This window comes from Mucilaginibacter sp. (assembly GCF_036568825.1).
Lineage (GTDB): Bacteria > Bacteroidota > Bacteroidia > Sphingobacteriales > Sphingobacteriaceae > Mucilaginibacter.
Genome location: NZ_DATCRU010000092.1, coordinates 45,553 through 62,511, shown reverse-complemented (window position 1 = coordinate 62,511; position 16,959 = coordinate 45,553). Strand labels below are relative to the sequence as shown.

Genomic DNA, 16,959 nt, shown 5'->3' with positions numbered 1-16,959 from the left:
TAAAAATACTAGGCGCTATGATACATTTGACAATCGACAATAAGAAATACGTACTGATAAGCGAAGATAGTTACCAAGAACTGCAAAGGAAAGCTGCATTAAAATTAAGGCCAGAAAAAACTTTCTCAATCAATGATGCCCGCGCATACAGTACGAAGCTAATTAGAAAATATTCTTCCAAAGAAGTATCAAAAATCCGCAACAAAGAGTAATACTGCAACTGCCATTGCCACTACGAATACCTTCTCCTCAGCAATGCATAAAACTTCTCCGTAGTAGTCGGCTTAGCATCCCAGTTATTCTTAGCGGCATAGCTTGTCTTCAGAAAGTTCTCTGCCTCATCAAATGAGGTAAAGCGGTTCAGAATATCCAATGCTTCGCTATAGGCCAGGTTATAACCGTTAAACAGATCTTTAATATAAAGTAGTTTATCATTCAGCGTGATGGCCTGTTTCAGGTCGCTGATTGGTTGTGCGCTGGTATGTTCGGCATTTCTGGAAGAATTAGCATTAATCTGTGCCGATATGCGTTGATTGATGGTCAGCATTCCCTCTTTTTCATCCACATCCACTTGTGGCCTCAACGGTTCTTTAGCTATCGGTGGAGGGGTTACTTCAGCCTTTGGCTCTGCAGCTTTGGGTATTTCAGGTATGTGTTGAATCGGATGGTGCATTTCATCCGGTTCCGGTTCCGTGTCATCTTCTTCTGCGTGCGGTATATCTTCTAGTTTAAGCTCATGCCTGATCATCGGGGGCTCTTCCTGCCTCATGTAGGAGTAGTCTGTGCCCGTATCATCGCCTCTCAGATCGATATGCGGAACAGGCGCATCTATTTGCGGTTTTTCAGCAATTACCGGCGCTTCCTTTTTTTCTTCTTTAACCGGTTCCGGCTCAACCGGAGGTGGTGGCAATTGCTGCACTACCGGTTCAAAAAAACGCGGCTCGGCAGCGGGTAATTGTTTCGGAGGTCCAGGTTTGTCTAAGTTAAGCTTGCGTAAAACTTTGGAGTGATCGGCCAAAAAATCCGTGTTGGCTACAAACAATTCAAGCTCAAGATCATTCAGCTCGCTTTCGTTTTCTGCCAGGTATTGGTATTGGTCGTTCAGCTCCTGCAGAATGGTGCCTATCTTTTTAAAAACTTCCTGTTGCTTCATGGCGATATTGCAAATGCTTCTCAAAAATAACATTTAATTATCATATTTGCCCGTTATAAGGAGTTTGAAATGCTGTATAGCGAAGAAGTTTTTAAGCGAAGAAGTGAATTAGGAGGCAGTATCGAAGTAATTTGCGGGTCGATGTTTTCGGGTAAAACCGAGGAACTGATACGCCGGTTGCGCCGTGCACAAATAGCCCGCCTGAAGGTAGAGATATTCAAACCGCGCACCGATAACCGCTTCCACGAAACCGACGTTGTATCGCACGATGCCAACTCCATTCCCTCAACCCCTGTAGACAACTCATCCGCCATATTACTTTTGGGCAGCGATGTTCAGGTAGTCGGCATTGATGAGGCCCAGTTTTTTGATGAGGAACTGCCCAACGTCTGCAACATCCTGGCCAACCGTGGTGTGCGTGTAATCGTTGCCGGACTGGACATGGACTTTAAAGGCAAACCTTTCGGTCCCATGCCCGCCCTCATGGCCATCGCCGAATCCGTCACCAAAGTACACGCCGTATGTGTTAAATGCGGCAACCCGGCATTGTATTCTTACCGTTTGGTTGCCAATCCAGATAGGGTGTTATTAGGAGAGAAAGAAAGTTACGAGCCGCGATGCAGGGTGTGTTATAATCTGGTGGATTAAAATGTCTGAATCAGAATTAACCGAATTATTGAATTCTCAGAATTCTGTTGATTCTTAAATTCTGGAAATTCTGATTCAGACAACTATATCAACTACAACTTTATCCCAAACCCAACATTAAATGTTCTGCCATCGGCAGGAAGTATTCCAGGGCCAGGGTACATATTAATGCGGCGGGTGAAATACTTCGCATTCAGCAGGTTGTTGACGTTGGCTATCAGGTGATAGTTTTTCAGGAAACTATAATTGAAGGCCCAGTCGAACACATGATAAGCCGGAACAAGTCCCGATGCGCCGGTTGGGTTAAATACTGTGTTGTTGGCATCGCTGTAGTTTTTGCTTACATAGCTGTATTGCAGTGTAGTGCTCACATGTTTGCTGATGTAGCTTAGCCCGGCACGTTCAATCCAATCGGGTGTACCTTCTGCATAATGTCCAACCAGGCTGATATTGGTTGTTCCCTGGTTGATCGATCCGCTGGTGTATCTTGCATGATCGTAAGATAGCGAGTTAAACAGGCGGATATCGCCTGAAGCATATTCATCAAATGATTTCAATAACGACACTTCGGTATAAACCTCCACACCTTTAGCTACTGCATTGCCAATATTGGTGGTGTACAAGTAGTTTACATTGCTGCTGTTCAATTCAGTAAGCGTACCTACCCGGTTGCCATAATAAACATAAAAGGTGCTCAGATCGTAATTGAAAATGTTTTTGATGTTGCCTCGATAACCCAGGTCGGCGTCGTAGCCCTTGCTGTCTTTTAGATTAGGGTTGATCACGCCCAACTGATCGGCAGGAGTAACGTTGGCATAGATGTAGGGACGATAGGCCTGCGATATGTTGGCATACAACTGGCTGCTTGAAGTAAGCTGATACTGGAAGCCGGTACCAAAAAGCGGGAAGTTGCGGGTTTGATCATACGATACAGGGAAGGTCTGATTGATGATCGCACCCTGCATGCTGGTCTGTATGTCCTCGAACCTGAAGCCCGGCGTAATGCTGAATTTTGGCGTTACCTGGAAGATGTTCTCCGCAAATGCAGCATAGTTGGTGGTGTGCAGGCGCAGATCGATGCCATAAGGTTTTACTAATTCCAGGTAGAAGTCGGAGCCGGTTGTACCTACACCTTTTTGCCTGCGCTGTGTATGTTCGTCAAAATACCGTACGCCTGCGGTAAAAGTACTCTTCAGATCGCCTAATTGGTAACTGTGCAAAATCCTGGCTTCGGTAGTAAAGCCGTAATAATAATCGCGGTCAACCTGGCGAGGATTGTAAGTATTCAGTGATTTATTTACCGTATCGGGCACGTTGGCATTGGCGATAAACTGCACGCTGTTACGCTGACCGATGATGCCGTTGGTGATCACTTCCAGCTTTGTATTCTTATTGAAATTATAGTTGAATAATAAAGCAGGGATATTGATCTCCGGGTTAAAAAAGTTACGCGAGCGGGTCGATTGCCGGTTATTGATATCAAACTGGGCATTAGTTAAGCCACCTGCAATTTGCTGACGGTAATCTGTACGCGAAAACTGCAAGGCAAGGCTGCCTTTATCATTAAACTGGTATTTAATGTTTGCGTAATAACCATGATAATCAAAAGCCGCATTTGGCCGCCAGCCATCGCCTGTGCGGTTATCAAAATAGGCATAGTAGCTCCACTTGCCGCTTTTACCGCCAACGGCATTATAAGAATTAAAGAAACGGTTTGAACCGACCGTCTGGTCACTTTCAACACCCAGTACTTTGGTAGAGTCACCTTCTTTCATTTTATAATTCACCATGCCGCCAAACTGGCTGCCAAATTGTAATGCTGCCGAACCTCGTACGATCTGTATTTCGCTGATGCCTTCAAATGGAGGTGTGTAGTGATCCTCGGGATAACCGAAAATATCCGAATTGGTATTATAGCCGTTCTGCCGCATATTGGTTTCGATAGAGCGGTGGGTATCGGTACCGCGTGTGCCGATATTGATCTGCAGACCAGCGCCGTCCATTTCCCAGATGTTCACGCCCGGCACCTGTGCGAATATCATTCGGGCATTATTGTTGGCCACATTGCCTTTGCCTGCATCGGGGGTAATGGAAAAAGTTTTTTTACCTGCAAAAATGTTTGTGCCGATAATATCACCAAGATGTTTGGACTTGGTATCTTTTATAGAGATGGTATCCAGTTTAACGGTGTCTCTTTTTGTTTTTTGTTGCGCATTTAGCTTGTAGCTGCATAAAATAGCCAGCAATACAAGCATTATTTTGTATTGTTTGTTCATGTGAAATGCTTTAGTTATGGTCAATAGATAGCTTAAACTGACACGGAGCAGCAGCATGATAATGGATAATACCATATCATCAGACTACATCGGTGCAATCAGCATTTGTCTAAATAATTCTTAAAAAGATTGGATTTAAGCCATCAGCTCTGGCGGTTGACCGTTAACAGGAAGTGGGGGATGTTCCCATGATGCTATATTATGAACAGGAAATTTTTTCAGAATAATAACCGGAGCCGGAAAATGCAGCTCGATTACCTGGTAATCATATTTAGCAACAGGAGGTGCCAATTTAGGCAGAGCACCATGTGCCTTTTTATTTGTAGGGCTGTCATTTTCCTGTTTGGCAAGCTGCATATGTTCATTTTCCAGCCTGGTTTTTTCATTATCTGGCAAGCATAGCAGGAACATGGTATCACGCGTGATCTTTAACCCAACATATTTATAATAATGCCCCTTCAACTGCATTTCGCCGTTTATCTGCTCATAATTATCCCAGTTTACCACATTGGGTAAATGCATAGGCACTTTTACCTGCATAAGTTCGGTTCTGTTATAGTGATGGTGCTGTATGGTGCTGGCCATTCGCTCATCTGAACGGAAGATCAGGTACTGAAAAAGCAGCAAATAGCCGCCTGCATTAAACAGGAATATGCTGAGTAAAATATATCCTAAAATTTTCTTCAGAATTTCTACAGAATTGGCTAGCCCAAATATGGCTTAATTTGGAGTAATTAACAATTATTTAACATCGAAAAATCATGTAAAAAGGGTTTGAATTATGACATAAAAAATACCATTTGGCATAATTTATTATCTAGTATTGTATCGCATTTCCAGGACAATGATTTCTGCCTTCTGATGCAAATTAAGGTATTGCTATAAACTAAAATATACCGATTGGTATAAAAATATGAGCGAATTTAAAAAGAAATTATTAATAGTTACCGTAATTGCCGCTGCGATTATGGAGCTGATAGACACCTCGATAGTGAATGTTGCCCTTAATTACATGAGCGGCAACTTAGGGTCGACACTCGAGGATACGGCATGGGTGATTACCTCTTACGCCATAGCCAACGTGATCATTATCCCGATGACCAGCTTTTTGACCAATGTACTTGGGCGACGCATCTATTACATTGGGTCAATTATCCTGTTTGTATTCTGTTCCTTTATGTGCGGGCAGGCAAGCAATATCTGGGTACTGGTATTTTTCCGTTTCCTGCAGGGATTGGGCGGTGGTGCTTTACTTTCTGTATCGGCAGCAGTTGTTTACGAAATGTTCCCTAAAGAAAAAATTGCTACAGCCAGTGCATTATTCGGCCTGGGCGTATTTATCGGTCCAACTATAGGCCCTACGCTGGGTGGCTTTATCACTGAAAACTACTCATGGCCATGGATATTTTATATCAACATACCAATCGGTATAGCTGCTGTTATTTCTTGTTATTTCCTGTTGCCCGAAGCTCCTAATAAAGTTGCTAATGGCAACGGCAATGGAAAACCTAAGATCGACTGGCTGGGTATTATTCTTTTAACTATCGGCATCGGCAGCCTGCAAACTGTTCTGGAACGCGGTCAAACCGACGATTGGTTCTCGGCTACTTACATCCTGGTACTTTCAATAACAGCCGCCATCGCCCTTACTGCTTTTGTATTGTGGGAGCTTAATGTATCCAATCCTGTCGTTAACCTTAGAGTGTTAAAGAGCAAACAACTTCTTATTGCCGCTATATTAACATTTGTTACAGGCCTGGGCTTGTATACCACTATCTATCTGACACCAGTGTTTTCACAGCGCCTATTAGGTTTCACGCCTACACAAACCGGTTTGTTGTTGTTGCCAGGTTCCATTGCAGCGCTGGTAGCCCTGATGCTGACAGGTAAGTTATTGCAAAAAGGAGTGTCACCGACAATAATAGTGGCCGTTGGATACTTGTTGTTTATTTACTTTAACTGGGGAATGGGGCACATGAGCCTGGATACCTCAGCACAGAACATCAGTTTAATGCTGATCACCCGCGCATTAGGCATCGCCTTGCTTACTGTACCCTTAAGTTCGCTGGCAGTATCATCGCTGAAAGCAGCCGACGTCCCGCAGGGAACGGCTCTCAACAATATGATGCGCCAGCTGGGAGGCTCATTCGGTATCAGTGTTGTCAATACTTATTCAGCGCGACGCACAGAACTGCATAGAACAGATATGCTGGCCAATATTAACGACATCAACCCACAGGTACATGAGAGGGTGGTACATTATACCAGTTATTTCCTGGATAGAGGAAAAACCCTTTTCGACGCTCAGCATTTAGCTGTGAAAGCGATCGACGTTGCCGTAGTAAAACAATCTACTTTGCTCAGTTACCTCGATTCTTACTTATTGATAGGATTATTGTTCGCCGTAACGCTGCCTTTGTTATTATTCGTAATCGGCCGCAAAAAAGGTAAAACCGCTAATGTGATCGTATCGGATCATTGATGGGGAGTTGATTAAGTTAAGTGGTTGATTATGTTGAATAGTTGATTAGTTATCCTATCCAAATTAAACCACTTAACCAACTACTTAACTACTTAACCATTTAACCACTTAACTCAAAAATAAAATGAAAACAACAAACAACACTATACTGATAACCGGAGGAAGTGCCGGTATCGGGTTCGAAATGGCTAAACTATTTTCGGAAGCAGGCAACCAGGTGATCATCACCGGTCGCAATAAGGAACGTATGGATAAAGCCATCGCCAAACTAAAAAACACAACTGATATTGTAAGCGACGTAACTAATGCTGAAGATGTAGACAGGCTGGTTGCCCAGCTACAAAAAGATTATCCTAGTCTGAATGTGGTGATCAACAACGCAGGCAACGCCTATATTTACAACATGGTTGAGCCGGGCATCAAAGCATTCGAAAAAGCAAGTGAAGAAATGCTGACCAACTACCTGTCTGTCATTCGTTTGAACGAGAAGCTGCTTCCATTGCTTCAACAACAGTCGGAAGCTGCTATCGTAAATGTTTCTTCAATAGTAGCCTTTGCCGGCCGGGCCAGTACCCTGCCAACATATGCTGCAAGTAAAGCTGCCCTGCACTCTTACACCAATAGCCTCCGCATATTGCTTGAAGATGGTTCGGTAAAAGTATTTGAATTGATGCCTCCGCTGGTAGCCACAGATTTTTCGGCATCAATTGGCGGTTTGCAGAATGGTATTCCGGCAAAACAAGTTGCCGACGATCTGTTTACGGCTATGCAGAACGATGAATTTGAAATACATGTAGGTCAAACTGCCGACATTCATGATAATTTCTTCCCTTTAGCTGCCAAAGCAGTTTTAGCGATGAATGGTAAGTTGTAATTAGTGATTGACAATTCGCTCAGAATGAGCTATATCTGCCGGAGAGAGTTTGAAGACGGAGTAGGATAGTTTACAGTTATTAGTTTGCAGTGTGCGGTCAAAAAAACAATATGTCATCCTGAACTTGTTTCAGGAACCCACAAGATAGGTCGGCAGTATGCTGGCTACTTTTCTGATGGGTTGCCGAACTAAATTCGGCATGACGATTTAGAGGTTGCTAACTGCCAACTCATAACTGTAAACTGATTACTTCCCGATCGTAAAAAACATCGCCACAGCGGCTGCTCCCATGGCAATAAAAGTGATCCAAAGTAATGAGTTAGATAATGCACGACTTTTATGCTCGCCCATGATCTTATCATTTTTAGCGATTCGAAGAATAAGGTAAAGTAAAGGCACCGCAGCTACGCCATTCAATACTGCAGCATAAACCAACGCTTTCACCGGGTCGATTCCGACAAAGTTGATAAGAAGTCCGATGATAGTTGCTACGGTGATGACCCCATAAAAACCACGTGCCTGTTTGGGTTTATAATCCAGACTGGCTCTCCAGTTAAATGCTTCGGATACAGCGTAGGCGGCCGAGCCAGACAATATGGGTACGGCAAGAAAGCCTAAGCCAATGATACCTATAGAAAAAATAAGCTTTGACAGGAATCCCGCGTTAGGAAAGGAGTGAACCAGCGGCTCCAACGCTTTTGCGGCGTCGGCTGCGGTTTTTACATCCTTTACACCGCTTTGGTGCAATACCGTAGCGCCCACAAGCAGGATACACCATGTGGTGATTTCGGATATGATCATGCCGGCGTTATTATCCAGCCTCATGCGATGCAGGATTGACCGGGTAACCACAGGCGCACCGTCATGATTGGGATGTTTTTCGTTATGCTCTTCCACTTCCTGCGATGCTTCCCAAAAAAACATATAAGGCGAAATTGTGGTACCCAAAACACCAGTAATGATAAACAGGAATCCAAAACTAAACTCAATATGTGGCACAACAGTAGCCTTAAGTACTGTGCCCCACGGCTGATGAACGATAAATGCGGTAATGGGATAAGCGAGCAGCGCCAGCGCAAGCCACTTAAGTATTTTGGAGTAGGTTCTATATTTAGTGAATATCTCAAGAATAAGAATGATAGCCGTCATCGCCAGTGTAAGGATCACAAAATGAACGTGTATCAATAATCCTGCGGCTTCAGCCATGGCGCCAATATCCGCACCGATATTGATCGTGTTGGCTATCACAACCAGGCTTACCACAATATACAACACCGGTTTGCTGTAATTCTCTTTTACCACGGCGGCAATGCCTTTGCCGGTTACAAGGCCAATCCTGGCGCAGGCTTCCTGCACGGCCATCATGAAAGGCAACATGTATAGTGCCGTCCATAGCTGGCCATAACCAAATTGTGCCCCGGTTTGGGAGTAAGTAGCAATTCCTGACGGATCATCATCGGCGGCACCGGTGGTGAGCCCTGGTCCCAGGAGTGTTAAAAATCTTAAAAATCTGTTTTTTCTGAGTTTGGTAAAGGTGTTTGATGGCATGTTGAGGGCTAATAAATAAATGCTATTATCCGGATCAGAATCTATATAAAAATACGATGTTTTTTGCTTCGGCAGGTAATTATGTTATTCTACAGGCAACCCGCAGCTTTGTTTCAAGGTAATGATAAAAGAGCATCACGCATGTTACCCCAAATTATAGAAGCTGAGCAAAAGCTGAACGACCTATTGCCTGAAAAAAGACTTGAAAGCAGTCCGCCCATTGCCTTAATAAATGCTGCAAAATTATGGTCGGATCAAGTCTGGGAATATGCACTGCATTTAGGGCCGATGCCTTTAACAGATGATCACCTTATACAGGCAAAGCTACTTGCACAAAACCCAGTGTACATTTGCGGGGTGCATCGCAGCGGGACCACGCTGGTGAAAGATATATTGGAAGGACATCCTGATCTGGTAGTATTACCATCGGAAGGTACATGGTACACTAACCTGGAATATAAGCTGAGTTTATTATCTAAAGACGCACAGATTGATTTTTTAGGGAAAGAATGGCTGCGCAGGCTGGCGAATCCTATTAATCAACCTCCTTACTGGTTAGCCGGACGAAGTTCTGCTGATGGCTCACCCTATGTCGATTTTGCCCGGTACCTGATGAACTGGTGGGTGAAAGTGAAAAGAGATAACGACCAATGGCCGCATATCGCCATAGTACTTGCCTGGGCTTCGTGTACTGACAAATTGGGCGCAAGATACTGGGTTGATAAAACACCGGTGAATGAGCGCTATCTTTCACGGATATGGAATTCGATACCACAAGCTAAAGTTATTCATGTTGTCCGTCATCCAATAGCTACGCTTAATTCCCGAAAAAAAATGGAGCCTTCGATAAGTTTCAGGCATGCGCTCCGCGATCTTAAGGTTTCTTTTAGCGTTGCTGCCAAACAATCTGCTTTAAGCCATTCGCATTATATGCGGATTCATTATGAGGAACTTTGTGAGAACCCGGAATTGATTGCAAGAGAAATGGCATCATTCCTCGGCATCCCAATGTCGGTAGCATTAAATCAACCTACTGTAGCAGGGATACCTGCACAGGCTAATAGCTCCTTTATTAAAGAACCGGAAGCAGGAAAAGTTATCAGCGCTGCGGAACACCATCAGGCGGATGTATTAAGCAAAGCCGAAAAGGATGCAATAGCTGCTTATATTGGCAGGTTATCAGCTAAATTGAAATATCCTTTGCACCGCATCGGCTTTCTGCGTGGATTTTATTTAAGAATCCGATACAGGTTATTTTGAGCCTTAATCACCATTGAAAATATTGGCATATGTAAGATTAAGAATTCTGAAAATTCATTAATTCTGAAAACGGCAAGGCCTTCTTGAACACCTTTGAAAATAAACAATATGTGAAAAATTCTGGTTCAGACTATTATTCAAACTTCTTGTCGTCAGTCAATCCTTTCCAATTATCCGAACGGAATGCAGCAACCGGGAAACCTTCTCTGCTGAACAGGTTTGCATCGATAGGAGAGTCGGTCCAGGCATAGCGTACGGCAATAGGCTGTTTCACCTGATCGCACCATACTTTTACTTTGTTGCCGTCAACAATTGTAGCCTGGGCATAGTAAAACTTATGATCGGCACCTGCCAATTCAAAGCCTTTTACATAGCCATATTTATCTTTTACAATTAATCCATCATTAGCATAATTGAACTTAACTTCAGCATAACCATCTTTGAAATCAGCAGAGTTGTACTGCGGACTTTCATAAAAGCCCATTTTACCATAAGTGAGCGTTAATGCTTTTGCTGCTAACCTAAAACCTACATCTGCTTTATCCTTTGGGTGTACATCATAAGGATTGCCGATATCAGTAGTGATCGCCATGCCTGTTTTGGGAAGTTTGAGGGTCATAGTTTGAGCTTCCCGTAATTCGGCCCATTCGCTGCCTTTGTCGCTTCCCTGGAAACCACCAAAGGAAGATAATTGTACAAAATAAAATGGAAATTCCCGCTTCCACTCATCGCGCCAGTTTGTAATCATCAGCGGGAACGAAGTTCGATATTGAAAAGCACGTCCCACGTTGGCTTCACCCTGGTACCATAAGGCTCCCGCAATGGCATAAGGTATCAATGGGTGGATCATCGCATTGTACAGCACATAGCCGGTATTATTAGGCAAATAGTTGAAATGGTACGGCTTGTTCAGATCAGGCATATTATGCCAGTTGTTATCGGCCAGATTTACTGTGGTATCCGAAAAACTAACATAAATGTCATTACCCTGCCCCATAAGCCCTATACCAAACCAGGATGGATTTTTTTGTGGTGATTTCAGGTTAATGAGCAGCACGTTGTCGCCGCCTTTCCATGTCCCGGCAGGGAGATCAAGTTGAAAATTAGAGGGTAGCGGGCCATTATTGATCAGTTTGCCATTGATGTAAATGTTCATGTCTGCATCCGACTGACCTAAGCGCAAGGTAGATTTGCGGTTGGCATACATGTCTTCCAGTTTGATATCCCGTTCCATATACCCCTGTCCTCGATAAGAGTAAAGCTTGGTTTGCCATTCCCATGCGCCAGGAACATATCCTTTTAACCATGAATCAAAGAATGTGGGCGGTTCAGCAGCTAATTGTTCGGCTGTTAAATTGGCAACATCGGGTTTGTAATAGGCATCCCGAAGTTGTTTGTCAAGTCTTTTATTCAGGCCATCCCAATCAGTTGGTAAATTCTTTGTTGCATCGGCCATTTCAAGGGACTTCAGCAATGCCTCTTTATTTATCCAGCTTTCTACCTGTGTTCCGCCCCAACTGCTATTGATCAGTCCAACAGTCACATGCAACTCCTGTGAAATCTTTTTAGCGAAGAAGTAACCTACTGCGGTAAAATCGCCAATGGTATTGGTATCTGCTTTCATCCATTGTCCGCCGGAAATATCCTTTTCAGGCTCGAGGCTCATTTTGTTAGGCACTTTAAAATGACGGATGTTCTGTTGAGCAGCAGTCTTCAGTTCAGACCGATAGCCAAGTGCATTTCTCAATGCAAATTCCATATTGGATTGCCCTGAGCATAGCCATACCTCACCGATCATTACATCGCTATAAGTTACCTTTGATTTGCCCGAGGTGATCGTCATCACATAAGGGCCGCCTGCTTCCATCGGTTTAAAAGCGACCTTCCAGTTTCCCTGGGCGTCAGCTTTCGTGCTTGCTTTTTGTCCATTCAGGCTCACGCTTACTTTGGCATCTTTGCCAGACCAGCCCCAAACCGGTATATCCTGGTTGCGCTGCAAAACCATGTGATCGCCAAAAATGTGGGCGATACTTAACTGGGCCTGACTTTGTAAAAAGAGAAAAGAAAGAATTAAAGCAATACAAAAAGTTCTCATATGATTTATTGGATAGTAATGCCAATATAGGACTCAATGCTTTAAATGTAAAGAGGCATGATATTTTTGAACAAGTATGTTACATAATAGGAGGAATACTCTCAGTGAACTTTGTGACTTTCTCAGCGTTCTCAGTGGTTTAATATTTTACCACAGAGGGCACAAAGAAAAAGCCAGTCAGAGATTGTCGATCTTTTTCTGAATAGTTTGCTTGTCTGTTTGAGTGCGGGATAAAGCCAAGGCATTTTGAAAATGTTGCCGGGCTATATCGTTATCGATTTCAGTATAAAGCTCGCCCAGTAGGGTGTAGTAAAAATGATTATTGGTAAGCTTTAACTTTTCAGCCTCAATGATAGCCGCTTCTTTTCCGGCAGTTTTTGAAAGTGCGTAAGTTCTATTAAGTGCAGCTATGGATGAGTATTCTATTTGAAGCAATTGGTTATAAAGTTGCAATACGCTTTCCCATTTCTCGGGCGTATCGGCTTTTTGTGTACCCCAGTAGGCAATAGCTGCCTGTATGTGGTACTTAGATAAAGTATTACCAGTAGTAGCACAGTTAAGGAAGTACGCCCCTTTGCTGATCAGTTCTGAATCCCAAAGATTAGTATCCTGGTCATCATAAAGCACCAACTCGCCGTTTTGATCGATACGTGCATCAAAGCGCGACGCCTGGAAACACATCAGGGCCAATAATGCATTCACCTCCGGTTTGCCGGTTAGCTTGTTTTCAACCAGCATGGTACAGAGACGCATGGCCTCATCACATAGGTCTTTGCGAATGATGGTATCCTGGCTGCTTGAATAATAGCCTTCATTAAAAAGCAGGTATAGGGTAGTAAGCACTGTAGCGAGCCGCTCGTCTATTTCAGCCGGTCCGGGAAATTCGATCTTTACATTTTCTTCCCGCAACTTTTCTTTGGCCCGAAACAGGCGTTTATTGATGGTCTCTTTGTTGGATAAAAATGCATCGGCAATTTCCTCGATACCGAAGCCGCAAAGTATACGGAGCGATAAACCAATCTGCGCCTCTGGTGGAATAGAGGGCTGACAAATAGCAAACATCATCTGCAACTGGCTGTCGTTTATGTTTTGTGGCGACAGGTCGATTTCGGTTTCATAAGCTTCGTCAGAAGACCTTTTCAGTTCATTGCTTACCTTGCTTTCGAATACCAAATCCCGCTGTAAATAATTTTTAGCTTTGTTTTTAGCTACAAAGTATAACCATGCAACCGGGTTATAAGGGATGCCTTTATAGGGCCAGGTTTGCGAAGCAGCGAGAAAAGTATCAGCAGTAATATCCTCGGCAGTTTCTATCTGGTCGAAGCCAAAGCGCTTACACAGAACGGAGACAATCTTCCTGTACTCCGTTCTGAATAAGTGCGGTATCAATTCCTGCTGTTTCATGGCAAAAGCGATTAACGACCGCCTTCGTTTTTATGTATCCTGCGTACCTCCATCGTATTACCTTCGCCTTGTAAAACAGGGCAGCCTTTGGCAAATTCCGCAGCCTCTTCGGCAGATTCAGCTCTAACCGTAATAAATCCCCCAATCGTTTCTTTTATCTCTCCAAAAGGGCCGTCTGTTACCATTTTGTTGTGATGAACTACTTTGGCGTCAGCGAATAATAAGCCTGTCCCGCCTACGAATTTGTTTTGCGCAGCAATACCGCCGATCCAGTCCATAGTTTGTTTCATCCAGATCTGCATTTGTTCAGGAGAAGCTATTTTGCTGCCATCCTCGTGTCTCATAATTAATGCGTACTCGTCCATTTTTTTAAAATTAAAGGGTTAATGAATATATGAATTATACACCCATAACAAGTCGTGTTTTACAAATTGGACAAGGCGGGAGAAAAACTTTTTAAAAAAATATTAATAGGTAAGCGGTGATTTGCTGGTGTGCCGGAAGCGTACAATCCGTATTTGATCTTTTAAGATGCGATAAGAAATCCGGTAATGATATTTCTCAAAAGCCCGCCAGCTGCCGTCATTATTTTTCTTGAATTTATCTAATGGATGTTTTTCCAGGTTTTTGGCGAAATCGATAGTCAGATCGATTAAAGTATCTCTGACCATTTGTGCATTTTCTAACGAATCCAAAGCTATATAGGTGAATGCTATCTTTAGCTCAGCTTTGGCGCTCTTACTACATACAACTACCATTTATTTGCTTCAGCTTTCAAATCTTTTGCTGTGGTAAATTCGCCAGCTTCAATTTCAGCATTACTTTTTTCAAGGTCTTTATTATATTGAGCAATGGTTTGTGGCTTTTCTGTCGTATGAAACCCAATCTGCATCAATCTTAGCGAATTAAGTAACCACTCCCGTTTAGAAGGGTCTTTAATCTTATCAAAATCAATTATAAGTTCCATAGCATCACTTTTTATTAATACGAATTTACAAATTTATTTCGGCTTATTTGCCATCGCGTAATCCATTGCTTGCTGAAAGGTGGTAATCCAAATATCCTTTTGGTTTGCTTTCAGATAAGCCAGCAATTCCCGGTGTGCCTCGGCCGAAGTAGTAATATAATCCCCTCCGACACCATGGAACATAATAACACCCATTCCGCCACTTTCCTCTACTTTTTTTACAAAAGCGATGAGTTTATCGGCAGTGGTGTGGTCTTCCAATCCATACGATGGCACCAGTAAGGGATCAAGGTGTTTAAGATCGGTGATCACAGCATTTGCATCGCCGCCAATACGTGCGTATTTGATGATGCCGTGTTTACGTAGCGAGTCGACATAGTCTTTTCCACCAACATGCGTTTCTGTGCAGGGATAAGCATACGTGCGAGGCCCTTTTCCATCAACAGCAAATAAATAGTTGTTCATCACTTCAATTTCATGAAGAATACGATATATAGTGTAATGTTCTGAAGCCATCGGGTTGTCATCAGTACTGAGACAGGGATGAAACACGGTATGGTTAGCCAGTTCGTGACCTTTTTTACTAGCCTTTCGCCATTGAGGTATCGTTTCACTATTTAAATCACCGGTAAGAAAAAAGGTGCCTTTTAAATGAACCGAATCCAATTGCGGTATAGCAACATTTAATTGCGAATGAAGCGCATCATCATAGGTAAGTACAATCACAGCTTTTTTATGATCGGGCCAGGTGATTTTGTCCTGTGCGTTGACGGTAAAATAGCTTAGTAAAAGAAGTAACAGGGTCAGTTTTTTCATAAGATGAAGTATAATTGGTAGCTAAATCTAAAAAAGAAAATTTATAAACTACCACCTGTCCCTTGTAGAATGTGCGGGTTAACCTGATGCGGGTTAAATATTGTTATGTATCTCGATATTGGCGAATACCGATGTGCCTTTGAGGGTGAGCACTTTTTCAGAATTTCTCAGGCCGTATTTATTCTCGCGGTAATCATCTATAGTAGCGAAGAGTTGTGATATATCTACCTCGACATGCCAGTCTGACGGTACGGTCAACGTAATTTCTCCAAAAAGCTGTGAGATATTTAAAACGGCCATTCCGGTCAGGTCTGCGTTGCTAAGGTCAAGTTCCGTGCTTGCAAACATGTTATTGATCTTGCCGCCTTTAAAATCTTTCGAGATCATCGGTTTATCTATACTGCTGAAAACAGAGTTGATATTGATCTGATTATCAGTGTCGGGGAGGATGGTTGATTGCAAGTTCATGGCCGTAAGAATTAAATGTAGATCAAAACTAAGGTGCGATGTATCCTGACAAAAGTTAAATCTTGTTAAATGTTCGGTGAAGTCGGTGAACAGCGGGTTTTAATCGGTGAAAAATCATCTGCTAACGCTTTTACCGGTATAAAATCCAATGTTAATTATTAAAACTAGTAGTTAAATAATTTGTTAAAAAGTTAACAATCAATCTTGAAAAACATATTATGAAAACGCGGAATTACATTTGGGCATTTGCACTTGGCGCACTTTCACTGGGTGCATGCAAAAGCAAAGACAGCAAAGGCGCAGCTGATAGCGCCAACCAGGCAAAGGACACTACACAAACAAGTGTGAGCGACTCGGGTAAGGCAGCTACGCCTGCAATTAAGGTGGATGAGAACGATGCTAAATTCGCTACAGAGGCAGCAAACGGCGGTATGGCAGAAGTGGTGCTCGGCAAACTGGCGGCAGATAAGGCCGCAAACAAAAAAGTAAAGGATTTTGGAACCATGATGGTGACAGACCATTCTAAGGCTAACGATGAGTTAAAGGCACTGGCTCAGAAATTGAATATTACTCTCCCTGATTCAATAAGCTCCGACGAAAGCAAGACGAGGGATGACCTGGCAAAAAAATCGGGCGCCGACTTTGACAAGGATTATGTAAAAGACATGGTGGATGATCACAAAAAGGACGTAAAAGCTTTTGAAGACGCTACCAAAAACCTGAAGGATGCCGATCTGAAAGCATTTGCGGAAAAAACTCTGCCAACGCTAAGAATGCACCTCGAAGCGATAGAAAAAATCAAAAAAGAAATGAAATAATTTGGTTATGCTGCTTATATAAGACGATGCCTTCGGAGGATTCCTTTGAAGGCATTTTTTTATAAAAACTTGTGTGCCGAGCAAAGTTAAAAAGTGTTAAAAAAAAAGGGTTTCATCGACACTTAATGCTTTTTCATCTATTCTCCAGAA

The 16,959-nt window shown here is 43.0% G+C and carries 17 protein-coding genes; 6 read left to right on the top strand and 11 right to left on the bottom strand.

Features of this window, described 5'->3' with window-relative positions:
- The first annotated feature begins 17 nt into the window (after window positions 1-17).
- Window positions 18-212, top strand: a complete 195-nt coding sequence (locus tag VIM89_RS20170; protein WP_488157991.1) for a hypothetical protein — start codon at window positions 18-20, stop codon at window positions 210-212.
- 20 nt (window positions 213-232) lie between these two features.
- On the opposite strand, the gene VIM89_RS20165 is transcribed toward VIM89_RS20170, so the two are convergent.
- Window positions 233-1,153, bottom strand: coding sequence for a hypothetical protein (locus VIM89_RS20165; RefSeq protein WP_488157990.1), 921 nt, complete (start codon window positions 1,151-1,153; stop codon window positions 233-235).
- Window positions 1,154-1,222: 69 nt separating this feature from the next.
- On the opposite strand from VIM89_RS20165, the gene VIM89_RS20160 reads away from it, so the two are divergent.
- Entirely contained in the window at window positions 1,223-1,801 is a 579-nt protein-coding gene (locus VIM89_RS20160; RefSeq protein WP_488157989.1) for a thymidine kinase, read from the top strand.
- A 92-nt stretch (window positions 1,802-1,893) separates the two neighbouring features.
- Here VIM89_RS20160 and VIM89_RS20155 read toward each other — a convergent pair whose 3' ends face one another.
- A complete protein-coding gene (locus VIM89_RS20155) occupies window positions 1,894-4,077 on the bottom strand; it encodes a TonB-dependent receptor family protein (RefSeq protein WP_488157988.1) in 2,184 nt (727 codons plus the stop codon).
- Between the two features lie 135 nt (window positions 4,078-4,212).
- Window positions 4,213-4,704, bottom strand: a complete 492-nt coding sequence (locus tag VIM89_RS20150; RefSeq protein ID WP_488157987.1) for a hypothetical protein — start codon at window positions 4,702-4,704, stop codon at window positions 4,213-4,215.
- A gap of 286 nt (window positions 4,705-4,990) precedes the next feature.
- On the opposite strand from VIM89_RS20150, the gene VIM89_RS20145 reads away from it, so the two are divergent.
- Together VIM89_RS20145 and VIM89_RS20140 are read left to right on the top strand one after the other, a co-directional pair.
- Window positions 4,991-6,559: a DHA2 family efflux MFS transporter permease subunit gene (locus VIM89_RS20145; protein WP_488157986.1), complete on the top strand. Its 1,569-nt coding sequence runs from the start codon at window positions 4,991-4,993 to the stop codon at window positions 6,557-6,559.
- A 124-nt stretch (window positions 6,560-6,683) separates the two neighbouring features.
- Entirely contained in the window at window positions 6,684-7,433 is a 750-nt protein-coding gene (locus VIM89_RS20140) for an SDR family oxidoreductase (RefSeq protein WP_488157985.1), read from the top strand.
- 246 nt (window positions 7,434-7,679) lie between these two features.
- Here the strand turns inward: VIM89_RS20140 and VIM89_RS20135 are convergent, their stop codons facing one another.
- Window positions 7,680-8,981, bottom strand: a complete 1,302-nt coding sequence (locus VIM89_RS20135) for an Nramp family divalent metal transporter (protein WP_488157984.1) — start codon at window positions 8,979-8,981, stop codon at window positions 7,680-7,682.
- 141 nt (window positions 8,982-9,122) lie between these two features.
- On the opposite strand from VIM89_RS20135, the gene VIM89_RS20130 reads away from it, so the two are divergent.
- Complete coding sequence (locus tag VIM89_RS20130) at window positions 9,123-10,241, top strand: sulfotransferase (RefSeq protein ID WP_488157983.1); 1,119 nt, start codon at window positions 9,123-9,125, stop codon at window positions 10,239-10,241.
- Window positions 10,242-10,374: 133 nt separating this feature from the next.
- On the opposite strand, the gene VIM89_RS20125 is transcribed toward VIM89_RS20130, so the two are convergent.
- The 7 genes from VIM89_RS20125 to VIM89_RS20095 form a co-directional block, all read right to left on the bottom strand.
- Window positions 10,375-12,336, bottom strand: a complete 1,962-nt coding sequence (locus VIM89_RS20125; RefSeq protein ID WP_488157982.1) for a sialate O-acetylesterase — start codon at window positions 12,334-12,336, stop codon at window positions 10,375-10,377.
- A 177-nt stretch (window positions 12,337-12,513) separates the two neighbouring features.
- Window positions 12,514-13,740: an RNA polymerase sigma factor gene (locus tag VIM89_RS20120; RefSeq protein ID WP_488157981.1), complete on the bottom strand. Its 1,227-nt coding sequence runs from the start codon at window positions 13,738-13,740 to the stop codon at window positions 12,514-12,516.
- Between the two features lie 11 nt (window positions 13,741-13,751).
- Window positions 13,752-14,105 (bottom strand): YciI family protein, encoded by a 354-nt coding sequence (locus tag VIM89_RS20115; protein WP_488157980.1) that lies wholly within the window; start codon window positions 14,103-14,105, stop codon window positions 13,752-13,754.
- A gap of 102 nt (window positions 14,106-14,207) precedes the next feature.
- Window positions 14,208-14,498 carry a type II toxin-antitoxin system RelE/ParE family toxin gene (locus VIM89_RS20110; RefSeq protein ID WP_488157979.1) on the bottom strand — a complete coding sequence of 97 codons (291 nt, stop codon included), beginning with the start codon at window positions 14,496-14,498 and terminating at the stop codon, window positions 14,208-14,210.
- A complete protein-coding gene (locus tag VIM89_RS20105) occupies window positions 14,492-14,707 on the bottom strand; it encodes a hypothetical protein (RefSeq protein WP_488157978.1) in 216 nt (71 codons plus the stop codon). The genes VIM89_RS20110 and VIM89_RS20105 overlap by 7 nt, the downstream gene beginning before the upstream one ends.
- A 33-nt stretch (window positions 14,708-14,740) precedes the next feature.
- Complete coding sequence (locus VIM89_RS20100) at window positions 14,741-15,523, bottom strand: polysaccharide deacetylase family protein (protein ID WP_488157977.1); 783 nt, start codon at window positions 15,521-15,523, stop codon at window positions 14,741-14,743.
- Between the two features lie 93 nt (window positions 15,524-15,616).
- Window positions 15,617-15,991, bottom strand: a complete 375-nt coding sequence (locus tag VIM89_RS20095; RefSeq protein ID WP_488157976.1) for a LiaF domain-containing protein — start codon at window positions 15,989-15,991, stop codon at window positions 15,617-15,619.
- A 218-nt stretch (window positions 15,992-16,209) separates the two neighbouring features.
- Between VIM89_RS20095 and VIM89_RS20090 the strand changes: the two genes are divergently transcribed.
- Window positions 16,210-16,809: a DUF4142 domain-containing protein gene (locus VIM89_RS20090; protein WP_488157975.1), complete on the top strand. Its 600-nt coding sequence runs from the start codon at window positions 16,210-16,212 to the stop codon at window positions 16,807-16,809.
- The last annotated feature ends 150 nt before the right edge of the window (window positions 16,810-16,959 follow it).